Source organism: Streptomyces asoensis (assembly GCF_013085465.1).
Classification (GTDB): Bacteria; Actinomycetota; Actinomycetes; order Streptomycetales; family Streptomycetaceae; genus Streptomyces; species Streptomyces cacaoi_A.
The window spans coordinates 5,286,700-5,306,348 of sequence record NZ_CP049838.1 but is presented as its reverse complement, the minus strand read 5'-3'; the positions used below and the strand labels follow the sequence as shown (position 1 = coordinate 5,306,348).

The 19,649-nt window shown below is 71.2% G+C and carries 19 protein-coding genes; 13 read left to right on the top strand and 6 right to left on the bottom strand.

The features are described 5' to 3' along the window. Positions 1-52: 52 nt before the first annotated feature. Together G9272_RS23745 and G9272_RS23740 are read left to right on the top strand one after the other, a co-directional pair. Entirely contained in the window at positions 53-670 is a 618-nt protein-coding gene (locus G9272_RS23745; protein ID WP_372481728.1) for a DUF4956 domain-containing protein, read from the top strand. Further along, complete coding sequence (locus G9272_RS23740; protein ID WP_171398435.1) at positions 670-2,352, top strand: CotH kinase family protein; 1,683 nt, start codon at positions 670-672, stop codon at positions 2,350-2,352. The genes G9272_RS23745 and G9272_RS23740 overlap by 1 nt, the downstream gene beginning before the upstream one ends. 128 nt (positions 2,353-2,480) lie before the next feature. Here G9272_RS23740 and G9272_RS23735 read toward each other — a convergent pair whose 3' ends face one another. The 4 genes from G9272_RS23735 to G9272_RS23720 form a co-directional block, all read right to left on the bottom strand. After that, positions 2,481-3,014 carry a lamin tail domain-containing protein gene (locus tag G9272_RS23735; RefSeq protein ID WP_171398434.1) on the bottom strand — a complete coding sequence of 178 codons (534 nt, stop codon included), beginning with the start codon at positions 3,012-3,014 and terminating at the stop codon, positions 2,481-2,483. A 365-nt stretch (positions 3,015-3,379) separates the two neighbouring features. Then, entirely contained in the window at positions 3,380-5,914 is a 2,535-nt protein-coding gene (locus tag G9272_RS23730) for an ABC transporter permease (RefSeq protein ID WP_171398433.1), read from the bottom strand. Between the two features lie 3 nt (positions 5,915-5,917). After that, positions 5,918-6,637 (bottom strand): ABC transporter ATP-binding protein, encoded by a 720-nt coding sequence (locus G9272_RS23725; protein WP_171398432.1) that lies wholly within the window; start codon positions 6,635-6,637, stop codon positions 5,918-5,920. Beyond that, complete coding sequence (locus tag G9272_RS23720; RefSeq protein ID WP_171398431.1) at positions 6,634-6,843, bottom strand: hypothetical protein; 210 nt, start codon at positions 6,841-6,843, stop codon at positions 6,634-6,636. Before G9272_RS23720 ends, G9272_RS23725 begins: the two co-directional genes overlap by 4 nt. A gap of 238 nt (positions 6,844-7,081) precedes the next feature. Between G9272_RS23720 and G9272_RS23715 the strand changes: the two genes are divergently transcribed. Beyond that, a complete protein-coding gene (locus G9272_RS23715) occupies positions 7,082-8,407 on the top strand; it encodes a sensor histidine kinase (RefSeq protein WP_171398430.1) in 1,326 nt (441 codons plus the stop codon). A 1-nt stretch (position 8,408) separates the two neighbouring features. Next, complete coding sequence (locus tag G9272_RS23710; RefSeq protein WP_171398429.1) at positions 8,409-9,110, top strand: response regulator transcription factor; 702 nt, start codon at positions 8,409-8,411, stop codon at positions 9,108-9,110. On the opposite strand, the gene G9272_RS23705 is transcribed toward G9272_RS23710, so the two are convergent. Beyond that, the gene (locus tag G9272_RS23705) at positions 9,065-9,736 is read right to left on the bottom strand and encodes a response regulator (RefSeq protein WP_171398428.1); all 672 of its coding nucleotides are present in this window, start codon (positions 9,734-9,736) and stop codon (positions 9,065-9,067) included. The genes G9272_RS23710 and G9272_RS23705 overlap by 46 nt on opposite strands. A 313-nt stretch (positions 9,737-10,049) precedes the next feature. Between G9272_RS23705 and G9272_RS23700 the strand changes: the two genes are divergently transcribed. Next, positions 10,050-10,370 (top strand): hypothetical protein, encoded by a 321-nt coding sequence (locus G9272_RS23700; RefSeq protein ID WP_253267913.1) that lies wholly within the window; start codon positions 10,050-10,052, stop codon positions 10,368-10,370. On the opposite strand, the gene G9272_RS23695 is transcribed toward G9272_RS23700, so the two are convergent. Further along, on the bottom strand, positions 10,339-11,193 hold the full coding sequence (locus G9272_RS23695) for a polysaccharide deacetylase family protein (protein WP_171398426.1): 855 nt from the start codon (positions 11,191-11,193) through the stop codon (positions 10,339-10,341). The two genes, G9272_RS23700 and G9272_RS23695, sit on opposite strands and share 32 nt — an antisense overlap. 134 nt (positions 11,194-11,327) lie before the next feature. On the opposite strand from G9272_RS23695, the gene G9272_RS23690 reads away from it, so the two are divergent. From G9272_RS23690 to G9272_RS23655, 8 genes are all read left to right on the top strand, one after another. Then, a complete protein-coding gene (locus G9272_RS23690) occupies positions 11,328-11,795 on the top strand; it encodes a DUF5990 family protein (RefSeq protein ID WP_253267912.1) in 468 nt (155 codons plus the stop codon). 73 nt (positions 11,796-11,868) lie between these two features. Then, entirely contained in the window at positions 11,869-12,990 is a 1,122-nt protein-coding gene (locus G9272_RS23685; RefSeq protein ID WP_171398425.1) for a sugar ABC transporter substrate-binding protein, read from the top strand. A 34-nt stretch (positions 12,991-13,024) separates the two neighbouring features. Then, a complete protein-coding gene (locus G9272_RS23680; RefSeq protein WP_171398424.1) occupies positions 13,025-13,804 on the top strand; it encodes an ATP-binding cassette domain-containing protein in 780 nt (259 codons plus the stop codon). Next, complete coding sequence (locus G9272_RS23675; protein ID WP_437184293.1) at positions 13,795-15,117, top strand: sugar ABC transporter permease; 1,323 nt, start codon at positions 13,795-13,797, stop codon at positions 15,115-15,117. The genes G9272_RS23680 and G9272_RS23675 overlap by 10 nt, the downstream gene beginning before the upstream one ends. Before the next feature lie 285 nt (positions 15,118-15,402). Continuing rightward, positions 15,403-16,374 (top strand): glycoside hydrolase family 11 protein, encoded by a 972-nt coding sequence (locus G9272_RS23670; RefSeq protein ID WP_171398423.1) that lies wholly within the window; start codon positions 15,403-15,405, stop codon positions 16,372-16,374. A gap of 37 nt (positions 16,375-16,411) precedes the next feature. Then, positions 16,412-17,398: a polysaccharide deacetylase family protein gene (locus tag G9272_RS23665; RefSeq protein WP_171398422.1), complete on the top strand. Its 987-nt coding sequence runs from the start codon at positions 16,412-16,414 to the stop codon at positions 17,396-17,398. A gap of 310 nt (positions 17,399-17,708) precedes the next feature. Beyond that, complete coding sequence (locus G9272_RS23660; protein WP_020133169.1) at positions 17,709-17,912, top strand: cold-shock protein; 204 nt, start codon at positions 17,709-17,711, stop codon at positions 17,910-17,912. A gap of 217 nt (positions 17,913-18,129) precedes the next feature. Beyond that, positions 18,130-19,614: a DEAD/DEAH box helicase gene (locus G9272_RS23655; protein WP_171398421.1), complete on the top strand. Its 1,485-nt coding sequence runs from the start codon at positions 18,130-18,132 to the stop codon at positions 19,612-19,614. Positions 19,615-19,649: the final 35 nt, after the last annotated feature.

Below are 19,649 nucleotides of genomic sequence, written 5' to 3'. Positions count from 1 at the left end.
CAACGTTCAGGACCTGAGCGGTACGTTCAGCGTCACCGACATCGTGCTCGCCATGACCCTGTCCTTCGTGCTCTCCGCGATGATCGGTTACGTCTACCGGGCCACGCACAAGAACGTCTCCTACAGCCAGTCCTATGTGCAGACGCTGGTCATCGTCGGCATGATCGTCGCGCTGATCATGCTGGTCGTCGGCTCCAACCTGGCCCGCGCCTTCTCCCTGGTCGGAGCGCTGTCGGTGGTCCGCTTCCGCAACGCGGTCAAGGAGACCAGGGACGTCGGCTTCATCTTCCTGGCGATGGCCGTCGGCATGGCGTGCGGTGCCCGTTTCTACACGCTGGCCGCGGTCGGCGGCACCGTGATCGCCCTGATCATCCTGGCGATGAGCAAGTTCGACTGGTTCGCCCTCAACGTCCAGCGTCAGGTCGTCAAGGTCCAGGTCCCGGCGGGCGAGGACCACACCCACGCGATCCAGGACGTCCTGCTGCGCCACACCGACGAGTTCGAGCTGGTGAGCACGGAGTCGATCCGCGGCGGCACCCTGACCGAGGTGTTCTACACGGTCCGCATCAAGAAGGGCCACGAGCCGGGTGAGCTGGTCGCGGCCCTCCAGGAGCGCGCCATGGGGCAGCGCGTGACCGTGCTGACCGGTTACGACCAGACGGACCTCTGATGACCGCCCCCCGCAAGCGGCTGGCGCACCGCATCCCGTTGCGGGTTCGCCATCACTGGAAGCCGGCCGGCTCCCTCGCCGTGGGGCTCTCGGTTCTGCTGATCTTCTTCGGGGACGTACGCGTCACCCCCTTCGTCACCAGTGCCTCCACGGCGGACGGGGACGAGATCACGGAGAACGTCACGGGGGCGGTCGACCTGTTCGACGACTCGCGGACGCACTCGATCCAACTCGAGTACAGCGAGACCGACTTCGCGGACATGATGGAGAAGTACCAGGACGAGGGCGAGAAGGAGTACATCAAGGCCGATCTCACCGTCGACGGCGTGTACCTGAACGACGTCGGTATCCGCCTCAAGGGCAACTCCACGCTCCAGAGCCTGCGCGGCGGCGGCATGGGAGGCGGCGGCCAGGGCGGCCCCGCGGGACAGAACGGCGGCGAGCGGAACGGCGGTCAGCAGCAGAACACCGGGCCGCAGAACGGCGACCAGCAGCAGAACGGTGACCAGCAGCAGGCTCCCCAGGGCGGCGGCATGGGAGCGGGCGGTGGCGGCGGCGGTATGACGCAGTTCAGCCTCTCCGCCTCCAAACCCGAGGAACTGCCCTGGCTCATCAGCATCGACGAGTACGTCGAGGGCCGCGCCTACGAGGGCCACCGCGAGCTCTCGCTCCGCCCCGGTGTCGACGAGGCCCTGCCGCTGAACGAGGCCCTGTCGCTGTCGCTGATGAAGAAGTCCGGCCAGACGGCCGAGAAGTTCGCCTTCACCGCCGTGAAGGTCAACAACCGTCCGGTCGCGACCCGGCTCATGGTCGAGAATCCGAGCAAGGACTACGTCGACGCGGAGCTCGGCACCACGGGCGTGGCGTACAAGGCCCGGGCGGGCAGCAGCTTCGACTACGTGGGAGACGACCCCACCGACTACGAGGAGTCCTTCAAGCAGCTCAACCTCAAAGGCAGCCAGGACCTCTCGCCGGTGATGAAGCTCCTCAGGTGGGTCAACCAGGCGTCGGACGCGGAGTTCGCCGCGGACCTCGACAAGTACGTCGACGTGGAGTCCTTCTCGGAGTACGTGGCGACGCAGAACCTGCTCCTGAACTTCGACGACATGGCCGGGCCGGGCAAGAACTACGTGCTCTGGTACGACCTCGGCACCAAGAAGTTCTCCGTCCTCGGCTGGGACTTCAACCTGACCTTCAGCGGCACCGCCAGCACCGGGCCCGACGACAGTACGAGCATGGGCGGAGGCGGCGGAGGCGGTGGTGCCGGTGGCGGGATGCCGGGTGCCACCGCGCAGGAAGGAGCGGCGGACACGCCGTCCGGTACACCGTCCGGGATGCCGCAGGCTCCGGGGAACGGTCAGCAGGACGGCCGGCAGGACGGAGACACGGCGGAGGCCGGCGGTCCGGGCGGCGGCGGAGGCGGCGGCATGGGCGGCAACCTGCTCAAGGAGCGGTTCCTGGCGGCGGACGCCTTCGACGACGCGTATCACGCGGCGTACAAGAAGCTCTACCAGGAGTTCTACGCCTCGGGGTACGCGCTCGACGCCCTCGACTCGCTCGCCGCGCAGGCGAAGCGGGCGGGCGCCGACACCTCCGGAGTCTCCGCCACCGCGAAGTCCCTGAGCGGCACGGTCACCTCACGGACCGAGAGTCTCGCGAAGAACGAGGTGATCACCGGCTGACGGCAGCCCCGTGGCCTCGACGGCCACGCATGCGAGCGGCGCGCCCGGCCTTGGAAGGCCGGGCGCGCCGCCTGTTGCGCGCCGGTGTGCCGAGTCAGGTGTTCATCGGCTCACCGGGTCCGGGTCGGTCAGTGGCGGTTGTCGCCGTGGTGGCCGCCGCCGTGGTGCCCGCCGCCGTGGTGCCCGCCGCCGTGGTGACGGTTGCGGCCCCAGGACTCGTCGTCGACGAAGCGGCCGTGGTCGTTGCGCAGGGTGACGGTGTCGGAGCGGTTGTCCCACACCTCCCTGTTACGGTCCTGGAAGAGGTCCCGACGGCTGTCGCGGCCCTCGCCGGTGTGGACGCGGACCGTGGAGCGGCCCTCCAGGCGGTAGTGGTGGAAGGTGTAGGTGCGGCCGTCCTCGTTCTTGAGGGTCCAGCCGTCGAGGTTGATCGTGTGGCGCGTGGTGTTGGTGAGTTCCACCCACTCCCTGTTCAGCGAGCTCCGGGAGCGGTCGTCACGTCCCGGGGCGTCGTACTGGACGGCGCTGATCCGCACCTCCGGGCGGTTGGGACGAGCGTGGTCGGACGCGGACGCCGGCAGTGCCATCGCGCCGACCAGGGCGCCGGCCGTGAGGGCGGCGGCGGTCAGACGACGAGCGGTGACAGAAGCGGAAGTGGACAAAGAGTTCCCCTGGGATGTGCGGGCACCTCCCACAGCGGCCTTCGTGGACGCCGTGGGGGTTGGTGCGATGTGCGGGTGCGGTCGGCTGGCCGCAGACACACTCTGTCCACGGAGTGCGGAAGATGAGTAGGAAACGTGGCGTGTGTTACCTGTTGTCCATATCTCTGTGACTCTCGCCTGCAACGTCCATTTAAGTGACCATGCTCCGAAGTTGACGTCCCGACAGCCGACGACCCCTTGCGGGAGTTGGCCGGTGCCGCCCGGACGCCACGTCACGCCACCCCACCGGGAGACGGCCCGTCACCCGAAAGTGAGTAACGGCCGCCCCCTCCGCCGTCACCCTCGCGTCGGCGGACGCCCGTCGCTCAGTGGGCGCGGATGGCCTCGGCCGGTGCGGTGCGCAGTGCCTGGCGGGTGGGGAGTTCGATGGTGAGGAAGGCCGTGACGGTGACCGTGAGCGCGAGGCCGGGCAGGAGCCAGACGGGGCCCGCGGGCCAGGGGCGGCCGAGGAATCCCTGGCCCAGCAGGGCGAGGGGGAGCGCGGAGAGCAGCAGTGCGGTGACGAGCGCGGTGGCGGCGGTCACCGCGGCCTCGCGGCGCATCATCGACCGGATCTGACGGGGTGTGGTGCCGTTCAGCCGGAGCGCGCCCAGCTCGACCCGGCGCTGGGCGGTGGCCGCGACGAGCTTGTTGGCGATGCTGAGCAGCAGGTAGACGAGCAGGACCACGATGGTGGCCAGGTTGATCCACACCTCGGGCGGGGCGTCCTTCAAGCCGCCGGCGGAGGGCAGGCTCGCGGGCTGGAGTGCCAGGCCGGGGCGGGACGCCGCGAGCGCCGTGAGGCTCTGCCGGGCCGTCGCCGTGCCGTCCGTACGGATCAGGAGGGACTGGTCCAGCGTCGTCGTGGTGTGTCCGGCGGCCAGGTCGTGGGAGAGCACCACCTCGCCGAAGCCGAGGCCACGGTCGTACACGGCGACGACCTCGGCGACGACCCGCGCGCCGTCGCCGAGGACCAGGCTCACCCGGCGGCCCACCGTCGCGGAGCGGGTGCGGGCGGCGTCGCCGCTGACGGCGACGGTGGCACCGCGTAGGCGGTCAAGGCTGCCGTCGCGTACGTCGAGGTCGAGGACCTCGGAGGCGTCCGGGGTGAGGATCGTCGCGGGACCCGACTCGCTCACCGTGTCGCCGAACTGCCGGTACTGCCACACCACGGTGGTCGTGCCGACCGGGGCCGCGGCCCGTACACCGGGCGTGTTCCGTACGGCGGCGAGTGTGTCGGTGGGCAGTCCGCCCAGGCCGGGGGCGGTCAGGCGCTGCTGGGCGAGGGTGCCGGTGCGGGTGTCGTCGGCGGTGGCGGCCAGCACGGTGGTCTGGGTGAGGGTGTACGTCAGCACGAAGACGACCGCCATGGCCAGGGTGCTGACGATCCCCGCGTTGCGCAGGGCGTAGGAGCGGAGGTTGGCCATCGCCAGCCAGGTGGGGGCGGAGGCGCCCGACCCTGTCGCACGGGCCGCGGCGCCGCCGACGCCCCGGACGAGCGCCGGGCCGGCCAGCGCCAGGCCGATCGCCCCGAGGATGCCCGCGATGGACGTGGCCGTCGCGCCGATGACGGTGCGGGAGAAGAGCGGCAGCGCCGACAGAGCGGTCGCGGCGACGATGACGAGCACGCCGACGCGCGTCCGGGTCCGCGACGGCTCGCGCGGCTCGCTGCGCGATTCCGCGACCGCTTCGGTGGCCGGCATCCGCGAGGTGCGCCAGGCCGAGCAGCGGGCCGACACCTGGACGGCCAGGACCAGCAGGAGGATCGCCGCGAGGGCGGGCAACGGGCTGTACGTCAGGGGGAGTTCGGACGGTACGACGCCGCGGTCCGCGAGCAGTCGCCGGAACTGCCCGGCCAGCAGATAGCCGAGCCCCACGCCGGGCCCCAGGGCCACGGCCGCGACGACGGTGGACTGGGCGGCGGCCAGGCGGCGGATCTGCCTCGGGGTCGCGCCGACGGCCCGCATCAGCGCCAGGTCGCGGCGCTGTCCGGCGATCGACACGGCCAGCGCGCTCGCCATCACGAACCCGGTGATCAGCAGGACGATCCCGGAGAGCGAACCGGCGAGGAGGACCAGCAGCGAGCGGGACGCACCGGCGCCGGGTGCGGCCGTGTCGCCCCGGTCGGCTCCGGTGACGGTCAGCAGACCGGTGCCCTTCAGCCTCGTCCGGACCTCGGCGGCGACGCGCTGCCCGGCGCCGGGCTCGGTGCGCAGGCCCACCAGGTCGACGCGGTCCGCGCGACCGGCCAGGTGTGCGGCGGTCGGGTCGGCGAAGAAGATCCCCGCACCGGGCGCGTCGACGACCGCCGAGACGCGGTAGCCGGCGGCGGGCCGGCCGTCGACGACGACCCGCACACTGTCGCCCGCCTCGATCCCCGCCGCGGCAGCGGTGGCGCTGTCCACGGCGACCTCGCCGGAACCGGTCGGCGCGCCGCCGTCGAGCTGCGCGCCGGCCGACGGCTTCACCAGCTTCGTCGAGGACCAGCCGTGCCCCGCCACCTGGGGGTCTCCGGCCGGTACGACCCGGCCGCGGGCGTCGAGGAGAGCCGCCGGGAAGCTGATGTCGCCGACCGCCGCGGTGACACCGGGCAGCCCGGCCAGCTCGCCGACCAGGCGGGACGGGACCCTGCGCCGCTCCGGGAGCGCGAGCGGAGGCTCACCGGCCGGATGGAACTCCTGGTCGGCCGCGACCACGACGTCCGCGCCGGCGAGCCGGCCGGCGGGCAGATGGGAGCGGAGGCCGGACTCGGCCAGTACGCCGGTGGCGGTGATCAGTGCCGCGCCGCCGAGGACCGCGCAGGCCACCGCGATCAGCGCGGCGATCCGGTGTCCGACCATGTGTATCGCGAGACGGAACATGACTCAGACCTCTCCCAACGCGACCAGACGGCTTGCCAGTTCGGGGGCGGTAGGCGCGTCGAGGGCCTCGACCACCCGGCCGTCGGCCATCACCAGGACGTGGTGTGCGCGGGCCGCGGCGGCCGGATCGTGGGTGACCATCACCACCGTCTGGCGCAGATCGGCGACCAGGTCGCGCAGCAGGTCGAGGACCTCGTGGGCACTGCGCAGATCGAGCGCGCCGGTCGGTTCGTCGGCGAACACGACGGCCGGTCTGGCCACCAACGCCCGTACCACGGCGGCGCGTTGCTGCTGGCCGCCGGAGAGTTCGGCGGGGCGGTTGGCCAGCCGGTCGGCCAGTCCGACCCGTTCCACCAGCGTCCGCAGCCAGTCGCGGTCCGGGGTGCGTCCCGCCAGCCGCAGCGGCAGCGTGATGTTGTCCTCGATGCTGAGCGAGGGGATCAGGTTGTACGCCTGGAACACGAAGCCGACGCGTTCCCGGCGCAGTTCGGTGCGCCGGGTCTCGTTCAGCCCGGCGATCTCGTGGCCGTCGATGCGGACGCTGCCCGACGTCGGGGAGTCCAGCCCGGCGGCACAGTGCATCAGCGTGCTCTTGCCGGAACCCGACGGCCCCATCACGGCGAGGAAGGTGCCGCGTTCCACGGTCAACGACACGTCGTCGAGGGCCCGTACGCCGCCCGGGTACGCCTTGCTGACGCCGGTCAGGGCGATGGCGGCGTTCATCGACGGCCCCGCACGTTGCGCACGACGAGGGTGCCCGCGCACAGGACGGTGACGGCGCCGCAGACCAGGTGAACCCAGGTGTCGGCACCACCGAAGGAGGCAGCCATGTTGGTGACCGCGCTGGTCACCACCACGGCCCAGAGCAGCGTGCGGGCGATCTCCCCACGGGTCAGCCGCTCCGGATCGGTGGTCGTCGTCTTCGTCATGGGGCCATCTCCCGGGGTCTGTGCCTGTCGGTCCGTGCCGTTCGTGCTGTCGTCACCGACGCTATGGATCGGCACCCCTTGCGGCCGATCCCGCAGCCCGCCCGGTTCGAGGTACAGCAGGCTGTACTCCTCCCGTCCCTCGCATCACGCGCATGACGCGCATGACGGCGAACCGGCTTGCGGCATAAGGTCGTTCGGGAAGCGGGAAGCGGGAAGCGCGAGCAGGAGGGGAGGCGGAATGGCGATCCAGCGGGACGCGGCCGTCGACTCGGCGGCCGACTCGACGGCCGACTCGACGGCCGGTGACCGGTCGGAGGGCCTCAAGGACGAGAGTCTCAAGGACATCGTCGTACGGACCCTCGGTGCCGCGGGCGCCGCGATCACCCGGCTCGTCTCCGGGCTCACCACGGCTCTGCTCGCCCTGCTCGTCCTGCTGTGGCTGGCCGTCACCGCCGTGACGAGCGTGGTCGGGGTGGGACTGCTCATGGTGCCCGCGCTGCTGCGCGCCCTGCATGCCGTGGCGGGCCGGGAACGCGACCGGCTCGGCCGCTGGGGCCCCGAGGTCGTCGCCCCGCAGCCCCCGCCCACGCGGCTGCGGCTCGCCCTCGTCGACGCCACCACCCGCCGCGAGCTGCGCTGGCTGGTCCGGCACGCCACGCTGGGGTTCCTGCTCGGGCTGCTCGGCGTCTACCTGCCGCTCGCCGCCGTGCGCGACGCCGCCTTCCCGCTGTACTGGGCGTTCCTGCCCAAGGGCGCGACCGCCACCTCCCTGGCGGTCGGCAGCGCGCACTCCTGGCCGGCCGCCCTCGCCGTGGCACTGCTGGGCGTGGGCTGGATCGCCATCATCCTGGGGCTGACCCCCGGGATGGCCCGGCTCCAGGCCCGGCCGGGACGCGAACTCCTCGCGGCCGGTCCGGAAACGGATCTGTCGCTCCGGGTCGCCGAACTCACCGCCACCCGCGCCGCCGCCCTCGACGCCCACGCCACCGAACTGCGCCGTATCGAGCGCTCTTTGCACGACGGCGCCCAGAACCGGCTGGTCTCCGTCACCGTGCTGGTCGGGGCGGCCCGGCGCATGGTGGCCCGTGACCCGGCCGGCGCCGACGAGCTCCTGGAACGCGCCCAGTCCGCGGCCGAACAGGCGCTGGCCGAGCTGCGTACGGTCGCGCGCGGCATCCTGCCGCCGGTGCTGGCCGACCGGGGGCTCGCGGGCGCGCTCTCCGGTCTCGCCGCGGACTGCGCGGTGCCCTGCCGGATCGACGTGGACGTGCCCGAACGCTGTGCCGCCTCCGTCGAGGCCACCGCCTACTTCGTCCTCGCCGAGGCCCTGACCAACATCGCCAAGCACAGCGGCGCCGGACACGCCACCGTCACGGCCCACGGCCGGGGCGGCCGCCTCCTGCTCCGCGTCGAGGACGACGGCCGGGGCGGCGCCGAAGCGGACGGCGGGACCGGACTCACCGGCATCCGCCGCCGGGTCGCGGCGCACGACGGAAGTCTCTCCCTGGCCAGCCCGCCCGGCGGCCCGACCGTCCTGAAAGTGGACCTGCCCTGTGGAGCATGAGATGCGGATCGTGATCGCCGAGGACGACCCGTTGCTGCGCGAGGGGCTCGCCCTGCTGCTGCGTGCCGAGTCCCTCGACGTGGTGGCCACCGCCGGCACCGCCGACGAGGCGCTGGACGCCATCGACGCGCACGAGCCGGACGTCGCCATCCTCGACGTCCGGATGCCGCCGACCCACACCGACGAGGGGATCGTCGCGGCGGTCGAGGCCAGGCGCAGGCGGCCCGGTCTGGCCGTGCTCGTGCTGTCCGCGTACGTCGAGCAGAGCTTCGCCACCGAGCTGCTCAGCGGCGGTGTGCAGGGGCTCGGCTATCTGCTCAAGGAGCGGGTCGGCCGGGTGGAGGAGTTCCTGGACGCGCTGCGCCGGGTCGCGGCGGGCGGCACCGCCATCGACCCCGAGGTCGTCGCCCAGCTGTTCACCCGCTCGCGCCAGGACACCCGGCTGGAGCGGCTCAGCCCCCGTGAGCGGGACGTACTCGCACTGATGGCCGAGGGGCTGGGCAACTCGGCCGTCGCCGAACGGCTCGTCGTCACCGACGGCGCCGTCCACAAGCACATCCGTAGCATCTTCGCCAAGCTCGACCTGTCGCCGACGGACCAGGTGGACCGGCGGGTCGCGGCCGTCCTGCGGTATCTGGAGGCGGTCGGCGCGGGAGGTCAGCCGGCCGGCGCGCCGCGGGGGCGGATCAGCCCGCTCTCGTAGGCCAGGATGGTCGCCTGCACCCGGTCCCGTAGCCCCAGCTTGCCGAGCAGGGCGTTGACATGGGTCTTGACCGTTCCGGTGGTGACGCCCAGGGCGGCCGCGATCTCCGCGTTGGCCAGGCCCGAGGCGATGTGCAGCAGCACTTCCCGTTCGCGTGGGGTGAGCCCGCCGAGGGCGCCGGTGACGGCGGGCGGCGGGGGCGCGCCCTGGGCGAAGGCGTCGATCAGGCGGCGGGTGACGGCCGGGGCGAGGATCCCGTCGCCGGACGCGACGACCCGGAGCGCGGTCAGGAGTTCCTCGGGCTGGGCGTCCTTGAGCAGGAAGCCCGAGGCGCCGGCGCGCAGCGCCTCGTACACATGGGCGTCGAGGTCGAAGGTGGTGAGCACCAGGACGCGGGGTCCCGACTCCGGCGCGGTGATGAGTCGGGTGGCGGTCAGGCCGTCCATGCCGGGCATCCGGATGTCCATCAGGACCAGGTCGGGTGCCTCGCGGCCGGCGAGCTCCACGGCGCTCGCGCCGTCCCCGGCCTCGCCGACCACGGTCAGGTCGGGTTCGGCGTCGACGATGGCGGCGAACCCGGCGCGGACCACTGCCTGGTCGTCGACGACCATCACACGTGTGGCCACGGGGACACCTCCTGGGTCGGGGCCGGACCTGGTCCGGCCGGAAGCGGCAGCAACGCCCTTACCGTACCGGCCTGTTCGAACACGACAGAACCTTCCCCGGGCGGCTGCCCGGACCCGCGAGGCGCACGGCGGCGAGCGCCGCGCGGGCCTCGGTGGCCACCTCGTCCGGACGTCCCCGCTGCCCGGGGCCGGCTGTCCGTCCGTCGCCCCCCGGGCCGGTCAGGGTGCCAGGTCGGTCTCTACCCTGCGGTAGAGACCGCGTTCCTCCGTTGCGCCGACGATTCGCCGTCCGGCCGACGGAATGCTGAAGGCCATGGACATCACCTCGCTCACCGTCGTGCTCAGCGTGGTCGTGATCGTCGCGGCCTCGGTCCTCACCGCCTCCAACGAACCCCCGCTGTGGGTCTACCTGCTGACCGGCGCGGGCTCCCTGCCCCTGAGCCACGCCCTGCTCGGCACGCGCCACCTCAGCTCCACCGTCGGGGACAGCGGCGTCGCCCCGTGGGTCGTGCGACTCGCCGTCATCGGCACCCTCACGGCCGCGTTGAGCTTCTTCGTCGGCGGGGACGGCCGCGGGCGCGCCGTGGAGGGCCGGACCGGCCCTAGAGGTAGTCCTCGAGGCGGGCGACCGTGAAACCCTGTTCCTGGATGTGCCGCAGCAGGTTCGCCGTCATCTCGGTCATGGTGGTGCCCTTGAGCTCGGACGGCCCGCGGAAGTGGGCGAGAACGATGTCGCCCGGGTGGAGCTTCTTGTCGCCGCGCTGGTACTGCATGTTGGTGATCTGCATGGACTCGCGCCACAGGACGATCGCCTCGACACCGCAGGACGCGGCGGCGGCCCGGGTGTCCTCGTTCCAGTTGCCGTAGGGCGGACGGAACAGCCGCGGCATGATGCCGTATCGATCCTTCAGCTTGGTCTGCTGGCCGCAGATCTCCTGTTTCTGCGCGGCCGCGCCCAGGGTGCGGAGGTTCGGATGGGTCAGCGTGTGGTTCTGGACGCCGTCGCCGAGGGCCTGGAGCTTGCCGAAGTAGCCGTAGTCGGCGCTGATGGCGGAGTCCGTCAGGAACATCGTGAAGGGGATCTTCAGCTCCCGCATCATCGTCACGAACTCCGGGTCCTTCTCCGCCCCGTCGTCGAAGGTGAGAAAGACGATCTTCTCCTGGGTGGGTATCTCGCTGATCACCGGCACCTGACCGCCGGCGGCCGGCAGCCCGACCGGCTTGGCGTCGGGCGGAGCGGGCGGTGCGGCCAGCGGCTCGATGTCCCACTTGGCGTACGCGGCCTCGACACCCGCCCGCGCACCCGCCTCGCCGCGGGGCGACGGGGTGGCCGGTACGGAGCGGGACGGTGCGGCGGGACGGCGGGGCTCCGTCGGGGGCTCGGCCGCGCAGCCCGTCGCGACGCTCGTCGCGAGAAGGACGCAGGCCAGCGCCGCCCCTCTGATCCGCCTGTCCATCGTGTGCACCCCACGTCATCCGTACGCCTCGACCCGTCCACTGCTTGATGTCGAACGGACGTCCGAGGTTCCGCTCCGGAGCGGACCGGGTGCCACGTCTCCTCGATACGGGCGGGCGCGGGATGATGGCCGGTATGCGTATCCGCATCGACGCCGTCGACCTGCCCGGCCTCACCCGACCGGCCTCCGCCGACGGCAAGGTCCCCGCCTACGGCAACCTGCACGTCGCCGTGCAGCGTCGCGACCGTCCGGCCGAACTGCTCGAGCCGCAGCCCGGCGACGCGCCGTCCGCGACCTGGACCCTGGAATGCACCACCAGTGCCTCGCCGACCGGCACCGAGGTCAGAGGGCCCTATGTCCAGGACCGTCTGGGCCGGCGGTTCGTCTACCTGTCGTGGGGCACGGTCGACGAGTCGGGCGTCTTCACGATGTTCCGCCGCGCCAAACTCATGCTCGACGCCGTCCCCGCCGACGTGCTCGACGCCGCCGCCCAGAACGGACTGCTGGTCGGACGGCTCGGCCTGACCGACGCGCAGGGCGGCCCCCTCTGCGCGCGCGTCGAGCCCCCGCACATCACCTGGACCGCCGAACGCGCCGACTAGAGCGGCATGGCTACGCTTGGCATTAAGCGCCTATTACGGGGCAATGGCGGACAAATGTCCTAAGGAACCGACGATGGGTCTCGGTGCCGGCCTTCGGGCCGTGAAGCGTAGGTCCCTCACCCGCGCGTCCGTGGCGGTCGCGGTCGCCGCCGGGCTCGCCCTGTCCGGGGCCTGCGACGGAAGCGACGGAAACAGCGACGGAGACGGCGACGACAGTCTCGCCGTCGGGGTGCTGCTCCCGGGGGGCGGGGCCTCGCGTTTCGGGCAGTTCGACAAGCCCCTGCTCGTGCAGCAGCTGAAGCGACTCTGCCCGGACTGTCCGGCGCCGACCGTCGCCGCCACGTCCGACCCGGCCGTCCAGCGGCAGCAGATCGAGTCCATGATCACCCGACAGGTCGACGTCCTGATCCTCGCCGCCGTCGACCCCCAGCTGCTGCGCCCGTCGGTCGAGGCCGCACACCGGGCCGACATCCCGGTCGTCGCCTACGACCGGCTCGCCCAGGGCCCCATCTCCGGTTACGTCACCTTCGACGGCGCGACGGTCGGCAGACTCCAGGGCGAGGCGCTCCTGAAGGCCATGGGCGCCGAGGCGCGCGGCGAACAGATCGTCATGATGAACGGCGCCACGACCGACCCCAACGCCGGCTGGTTCAAGCGGGGCGCGCTCTCCGTCCTCGAGGGCAAGGTCGAGATCGGCAAGTCGTACGACACCGTCGGCTGGCGCCCGGAGAACGCCTTCGTGAACATGACCAACGCCATCGCCGCCCTGGGCGCGGGCGCCATCGACGGCGTCCTGGCCGCCAACGACAGCCTCGCCGGCGCCGTGGTCGCGGCCCTCAACGCCGCCGAGGTCACGCCGCTGCCGCCGATCACCGGCCAGGACGCCGACCTCGCGGGCGTGCGGCGCATCGTCCGGGGCGACCAGTACATGACCGTCTACAAGCCGTTCGCGCCCGCGGCCGGCGCCGCCGCGAAGATGGCCGTCGCCCTGGGGCGCGGCGAGACGGTGGACTCGCTCGCCTCGGGCACCGTCGACAACGCCACCACCGAGAACATTCCGGCGGTCCTGCTCCCGTCGGTCCCGGTGACCGTCGGCAACATCAAGGACACTGTGGTCAAGGACGGTATGTACACCATCGACCAGATCTGTACCCCCGAGCTCAGGTCCGCCTGTGCCAAGGCCGGACTCACTTGACGCGTCTTCCCCGAAGGCGGAAGGAGGTGGCCCCGTGGCGGCTCAGCCCCTGCTGGCGTTGCGCGGTGTCTCCAAGCGGTTCGCCGCCGTCCAGGCGCTGGCGGACGTCGAGCTGGAGATCAGGGCCGGGGAGGTGGTCGCCCTGATGGGCGACAACGCCGCCGGTAAATCCACCCTGGTCAAGGTGATCTCGGGGGTCGGTCCCGCGGACAAGGGCCTCATCGAGTGGCAGGGCAGTGCCGTCCAGATCAGGCGTCCACAGGACGCCCAGGTGTTGGGGATCGCGACCGTCTACCAGGACCTCGCGATGTGCGGCAATCTCGATGTCGTCGCCAACCTCTTCCTCGGCCGGGAGATCCACCGGCTCGGCATCCTCGACGAGGTGGAGATGGAGCGCCGCACCCGCGAGCTGCTCAAGACCCTGTCCATCCGCATCCCCGACGTGCGCGTGCCGCTCGCCACGCTGTCCGGCGGTCAGCGGCAGGTCGTCGCGATCACCCGCTCGTTCCTCGGCGAGCCCCGGCTCGTCCTGCTCGACGAGCCCACCGCCTCCCTGGGCATCGAGCAGACCAGCCAGCTCCTCGACCTCATCGAGGAGTTGCGCGACCAGGGCCTCGGGGTGCTCCTGATCAGCCACAACATGGGGGACATCAAGGCCGTCGCCGACCGGGTCGCCGTCCTGCGCCTCGGCCGCAACAACGGCTTCTTCGACGTGACCACCACCTCCCAGGAACAGATCATCTCCTCCATCACCGGCGCGTCGGACAACGCCGTGGCGCACCGCACGACCCGCCCGGAGGAAGCATGGCCCTGAGGGGGAGGAGGAACCGGACCCACGCCACCGATGCCACGCCCACCGCCGATGCAGCGTCCGCCGCCGACCGGGAGGACGACGGCCACCGGGCCCACGCCGGACGTCTCGGGGCGTACGCCGGACGTCTCGGCGTGCCTGCCGGGCTTCTCGGTGCCCCCACCGACGCGATGCGCCGCAGGCTGCGTGAAGGCGGGCTCGGCCCCGTCCCGGTCCTGCTCGCTCTCGCCGTGACCTGGATCGTCTTCCAGGGCCTCAACGACAACTTCCTCTCGCCGCGCAACCTGTCCGTCCTCAGCGTGGACATCGTCGGGACCGGCATGGTCGCCGTCGGCATCGTCTTCGTCCTGCTGATCGGCGAGATCGACCTGGCGGTGGGCTCGCTCGCCGGCCTGGCGGGGGCCGTGTTCGCGTCGCTGAACGTGAACCTCGGGATGCCGGAGTGGCTCGCCGTGCTCATCGCGGTGCTGTGCGGCGCGGCCGCCGGGGCCGTCCACGGGTTCTCCTTCGCCAGGATCGGCGTACCCGCGTTCGTCGTGACCCTCGCCGGTCTGCTGGTCTGGAACGGCGTGACGCTCTACCTGCTGGGTCCCGACAGTTCCATCAACTTCAGCGAGGACGGCTTGGTCGCCACGCTGACCAGCCGCTACTTCGACTCCGCCGTCGCCGCCTACGGTCTGGCGGCGCTCTGCACGGCCGCCTTCCTGCTCGTCTCCCTCCATGAACACAGGCGCCGCACCGCCGCCGGGATGCCGTGCCGGCCGGTGGGCGGGATCTGGGCGCGTACGGCACTGCTCGCGCTGGTCGCGTTCTCCGTCGTCTACGTGCTGGGCCGGTTCGAGGGGCTGCCACTGGCGCTGCTGATCTTCCTGGCGGTCGTCGTCGCCTCGGACCTCGTGCTGCGCCGCACGCCCTACGGCCGCCAGGTCCTCGCGCTGGGCGGCGGGGCGGAGGCGGCCCGGCGGTCCGGCGTCGACGTGGCGCGCGTGCGGATCTCGGTGTTCATGGTGTCGGGGACCCTGGCCGCGGTCGGCGGCCTGTTCATCGCGTCGCGGCTCACCTCGGCGAGCCAGATCTCCGGCTCCGGCGTGCTGCTGATCAACGCCATCGCCGCGGCCGTCATCGGCGGCACCAGCCTGTTCGGCGGACGCGGCTCGACCTGGTCCGCGCTGCTGGGGGTGCTCATCATCCAGTCGATCGGCTCGGGCATGGCGCTGCTGGGGGTCGAGCCCCCGATCCAGTTCATGATCACGGGCGGGGTGCTGTTCACCGCGGTGGTCTTCGACTCGCTGACGCGACGCGCCAGAGGGGCGTAGGCGAGGCAGGCGTCGCACCGGCGCGAGAGCCTGGAAAGATCGGTGCAGTTTCGAAACATTCGAAGAATTCACCCGAGGTCTCTTGATCTTGACTTTACCGATCTTGCGTCGGCGAATTGATGAATTCACGTCGATACAGCTACTGAACAGCAAAGACTTCCCCACGCACGCCTTCCAGGCACTTCGAATGTTTCGAAACGGGAACCGAAAGTATTGACAGTTGTCGTGCCCCGGCCAACACTGGCGCCGTCATCGGCCGTATGAGGACGAGGAGGAAGCACGCACATGAAAACCGCACCCGCACAGCGGATCAGGCTGCTCATCAGCGGTGTCTGCACCATGCTGCTGGTCGCCGTGGCCGCGCTCACCCTGCCCGGCACCGCGCACGCCGACACGGTCGTCACCACGAACCAGACCGGCACCAACAACGGGTACTACTACTCGTTCTGGACCGACTCGCAGGGCACGGTCTCCATGAACCTGGGCTCCGGCGGCAACTACGGCACCTCCTGGAGCAACACCGGGAACTTCGTCGCCGGCAAGGGCTGGAGCAACGGTGGACGCCGGAGTGTCACCTACTCGGGCACCTTCAACCCGTCCGGCAACGCCTACCTGGCCCTCTACGGGTGGACCTCGAACCCGCTCGTGGAGTACTACATCGTCGACAACTGGGGCACCTACCGGCCCACGGGCACACACATGGGCACCGTCACCAGCGACGGCGGTACGTACGACATCTACAAGACGACGCGGTACAACGCCCCGTCCGTCGAGGGCACCAAGACCTTCGACCAGTACTGGAGCGTCCGGCAGTCGAAGCGGACGGGCGGCACCATCACCACCGGCAACCACTTCGACGCCTGGGCCCGCGCCGGAATGACCCTCGGCAGCTTCAGCTACTACATGATCCTCGCCACCGAGGGATACCAGAGCAGCGGCAACTCCAACATCACGGTGGACGGCACCGGTTCGGGCGGCGGTGGCGGCAGCAGCGGCTGTGCCGCGACCCTGTCCGCGGGCCAGCAGTGGAGCGACCGGTACAACCTCAACGTCGCGGTCACCGGCTCCAGCAACTGGACCGTCACGATGAACGTGCCCTCCCCGGCGAAGGTCCTCTCCACCTGGAACATCAGCGCCGCCTACCCGAGCGCCCAGGTGCTGACCGCCAAACCCAACGGCAGCGGCAACAACTTCGGCGTCACCATCCAGCCCAACGGCAACTGGACCTGGCCGACGGTCTCCTGCACCGCGAGCTGACCCCCACACCCCGCCCCAGGCTGGAGGACCACCCCGTATGAGCACCAGACCACAACTCTCCTTACGCGCCCTGGTCACGAGGCTGGCCGTCGTCGTGACGGCCGCCGCGAGCACCCTCACCGTCCACGCCGTCCAAGCCGCCCCGGCGCAGGCCGCCGCGTGCAGCGGGTACGTCGGGCTCACCTTCGACGACGGCCCGGGCGGCACCACGACGGCCCTGCTCAACGCCCTCACGCAGAACGGGCTACGGGCCACGATGTTCAACCAGGGCCAGTACGCCGCCGCCAATCCGTCCCTGGTCCGGGCCCAGGTGAACGCCGGCATGTGGGTCGGCAACCACAGCTACACGCACCCGCATCTGACCCAGCTCGGCCAGGCGCAGATCGACTCGGAGATCTCCCGGACCCAAGCGGCCGTCGCCGGAGCGGGCGGCGGCACTCCGGTGCTGTTCCGCCCGCCGTACGGCGAGACCAACGCGACCGTGAAGGCGGTCGAGGCCAAGTACGGTCTGACCGAGATCATCTGGGACGTCGACTCGCAGGACTGGAACAACGCGAGCACCGACGCGATCGTGCAGGCCGCCGGCCGGCTCACCAACGGCCAGGTCATCCTCATGCACGACTGGCCCGCCAACACCCTCGCCGCGATCCCGCGCATCGCGCAGGGCCTGGCCGCCCGCGGCCTGTGCGCCGGCAAGATCTCCCCGCAGACCGGACGGGCCGTGGCCCCCGACGACAGCGGTGGCGGTGGCGGCACCGGCGGCTGCACCGCGACCCTGTCCGCGGGCCAGCAGTGGAGCGACCGGTACAACCTCAACGTCGCGGTCACCGGCTCCAGCAACTGGACGGTGACGATGAACGTCCCCTCCCCCGAGAAGATCATCGCCACCTGGAACATCAGCGCCACCTACCCCAGCGCACAGGTACTCACCGCCAAGCCCAACGGCGGCGGCAACAACTGGGGTGTCACCATCCAGACCAACGGCTCCTGGACCTGGCCGACGGTCACCTGCACCGCGACCTGACCCCGGCATTCCCGCACACCGCAACCGTGGCGCGGCGACCCCTTGTCGCCGCGCCACACCACGGCCCCGGCGGTACCGGTGAGGCATTATCTGTTGTCGCAAAGTGAGAAATGGACGGGACACGCGATGAGTATTTCTCGGCCGACAGACGGAGCGTAATTATCGGTCACGCAACGTCGATCGCGGCATGCTACTGTCTTTAGCAGTTGCAGTTGTGGTCTCCAGAAGGTTTTTTCCGACGGGGTGATCATCACGGCGACCGGGATCCACACAGGGTGGATTCCGACACCGTTCCCGAAGGAGATTCAAAATGGCTGCTGGCACCGTGAAGTGGTTCAACGCTGAAAAGGGCTTCGGCTTCATCGAGCAGGACGGCGGCGGTCCCGACGTCTTCGCCCACTACTCGAACATCGCCGCCCAGGGCTTCCGCGAGCTCCAGGAGGGCCAGAAGGTGACGTTCGACATCGCCCAGGGCCAGAAGGGCCCGACGGCCGAGAACATCGTTCCCGCCTGACCCACGCAGACGCGGACACAATAATTTCGCAGCTGGGGCCCGCACCTTGGGGTGCGGGCCCCAGCTCGCTGCTTTCACGCGGATAAAACCCGCGGCGCATTTTTCGCCGTCGACCCGATTCGACGCCATCACCTTTGGCCCGTTCTCGCGATTCTCAGCGCCGCACCAGTGCCGCGGGAATTCCTTGATACGCGCCGACGCATCAAGGAAGGTCCCCATGAACTACGCACGCACGCATACCCGCAGGAACGATCGCTTCGCCGATCACCGCTCCCGGCCCGACCGCTCCGGCGCTCCCCGCCGAGGCAACGACGGCGGACGCCGACGGATCTCGCCCCAGGGCGAGTTCGCGCCGCCGAAGACGATCACTCCGGCGCTGCCCGCCGTCGAGTCGTTCGCCGAGCTGGCCATGCCGGAGGGGCTGCTGGCCGCGCTGGGTCACGAGGGCGTGGCCATACCGTTCCCGATCCAGGCGGCGACCCTGCCGAACTCACTCGCGGGCCGTGACGTACTCGGCCGCGGCCGCACCGGCTCGGGCAAGACCCTCGCCTTCGGACTCGCGGTGCTGGCCCGTACGGCGGGCCGGCGCGCCGAACCGCGACAGCCGCTCGCGCTGGTCCTCGTGCCCACCCGCGAACTCGCCCAGCAGGTCACCGACGCGCTCTCCCCGTACGCCCGCTCCGTGGGGCTGCGACTGGCCACCGTCGTCGGCGGGATGTCGATCGGCAGGCAGGCCGGCGCGCTGCGGAACGGCGCGGAGGTCGTCGTGGCCACGCCGGGCCGACTCAAGGACCTGATCGACCGGGGCGCCTGCCGACTGGACGCCGTCGACATCACCGTCCTCGACGAAGCCGACCAGATGGCCGACATGGGCTTCATGCCCCAGGTCACCGCGCTGCTCGACCAGGTGCGGGCCGACGGCCAGCGGATGCTCTTCTCGGCCACCCTCGACCGCAACGTGGACCTGCTGGTCCGCCGCTACCTGGTCGACCCGGTGGTCCACTCCGTCGACCCGGTCGCGGGCGCCGTCACCACGATGGAGCACCACGTGCTCCACGTGCACGGCACGGACAAGCAGCAGGCGACCACCGAGATCGCGGCACGCGACGGCCGGGTGATCATGTTCCTGGACACCAAGCACGCGGTGGACCAGCTGACCAAGCACCTGCTGCACAACGGCGTCCGCGCCGCGGCCCTGCACGGTGGCCGGTCCCAGCCGCAGCGGACCCGGACGCTGGCCCAGTTCAAGGACGGCCACGTCACGGTGCTGGTGGCGACCAACGTCGCGGCCCGCGGCATCCACGTCGACAACCTCGACCTGGTCGTCAACGTGGATCCGCCGAGCGACCCCAAGGACTATCTGCACCGCGGCGGCCGTACGGCACGGGCCGGCGAGTCCGGCAGCGTCGTGACCCTGGTGACCCCCGACCAGCGGCGCGGCATGAGCCGGCTGATGGTCTCGGCCGGCATCACCCCGCAGATCACCCAGGTCCGCTCGGGTGAGGCGGAGCTGAGCCGCGTGACGGGTGCCCGGACGCCCTCCGGTGTCCCGGTGGTCATCACCGCGCCGGCCGCGGCCGTGCCCCGTCGCCGCGCGTCGTCGTCCTCGTCCCCCTCGTCCTCCTCGTCCCGGTCCTCCGCGTCCCGGGGCCGCCGCGGGCGGCCTGGCCGGAACCGGCCCGCAGTCAACCCGGCGGCCTGATGCCGGACCCGGTTCACGCGGCCGAAAGGCTGACC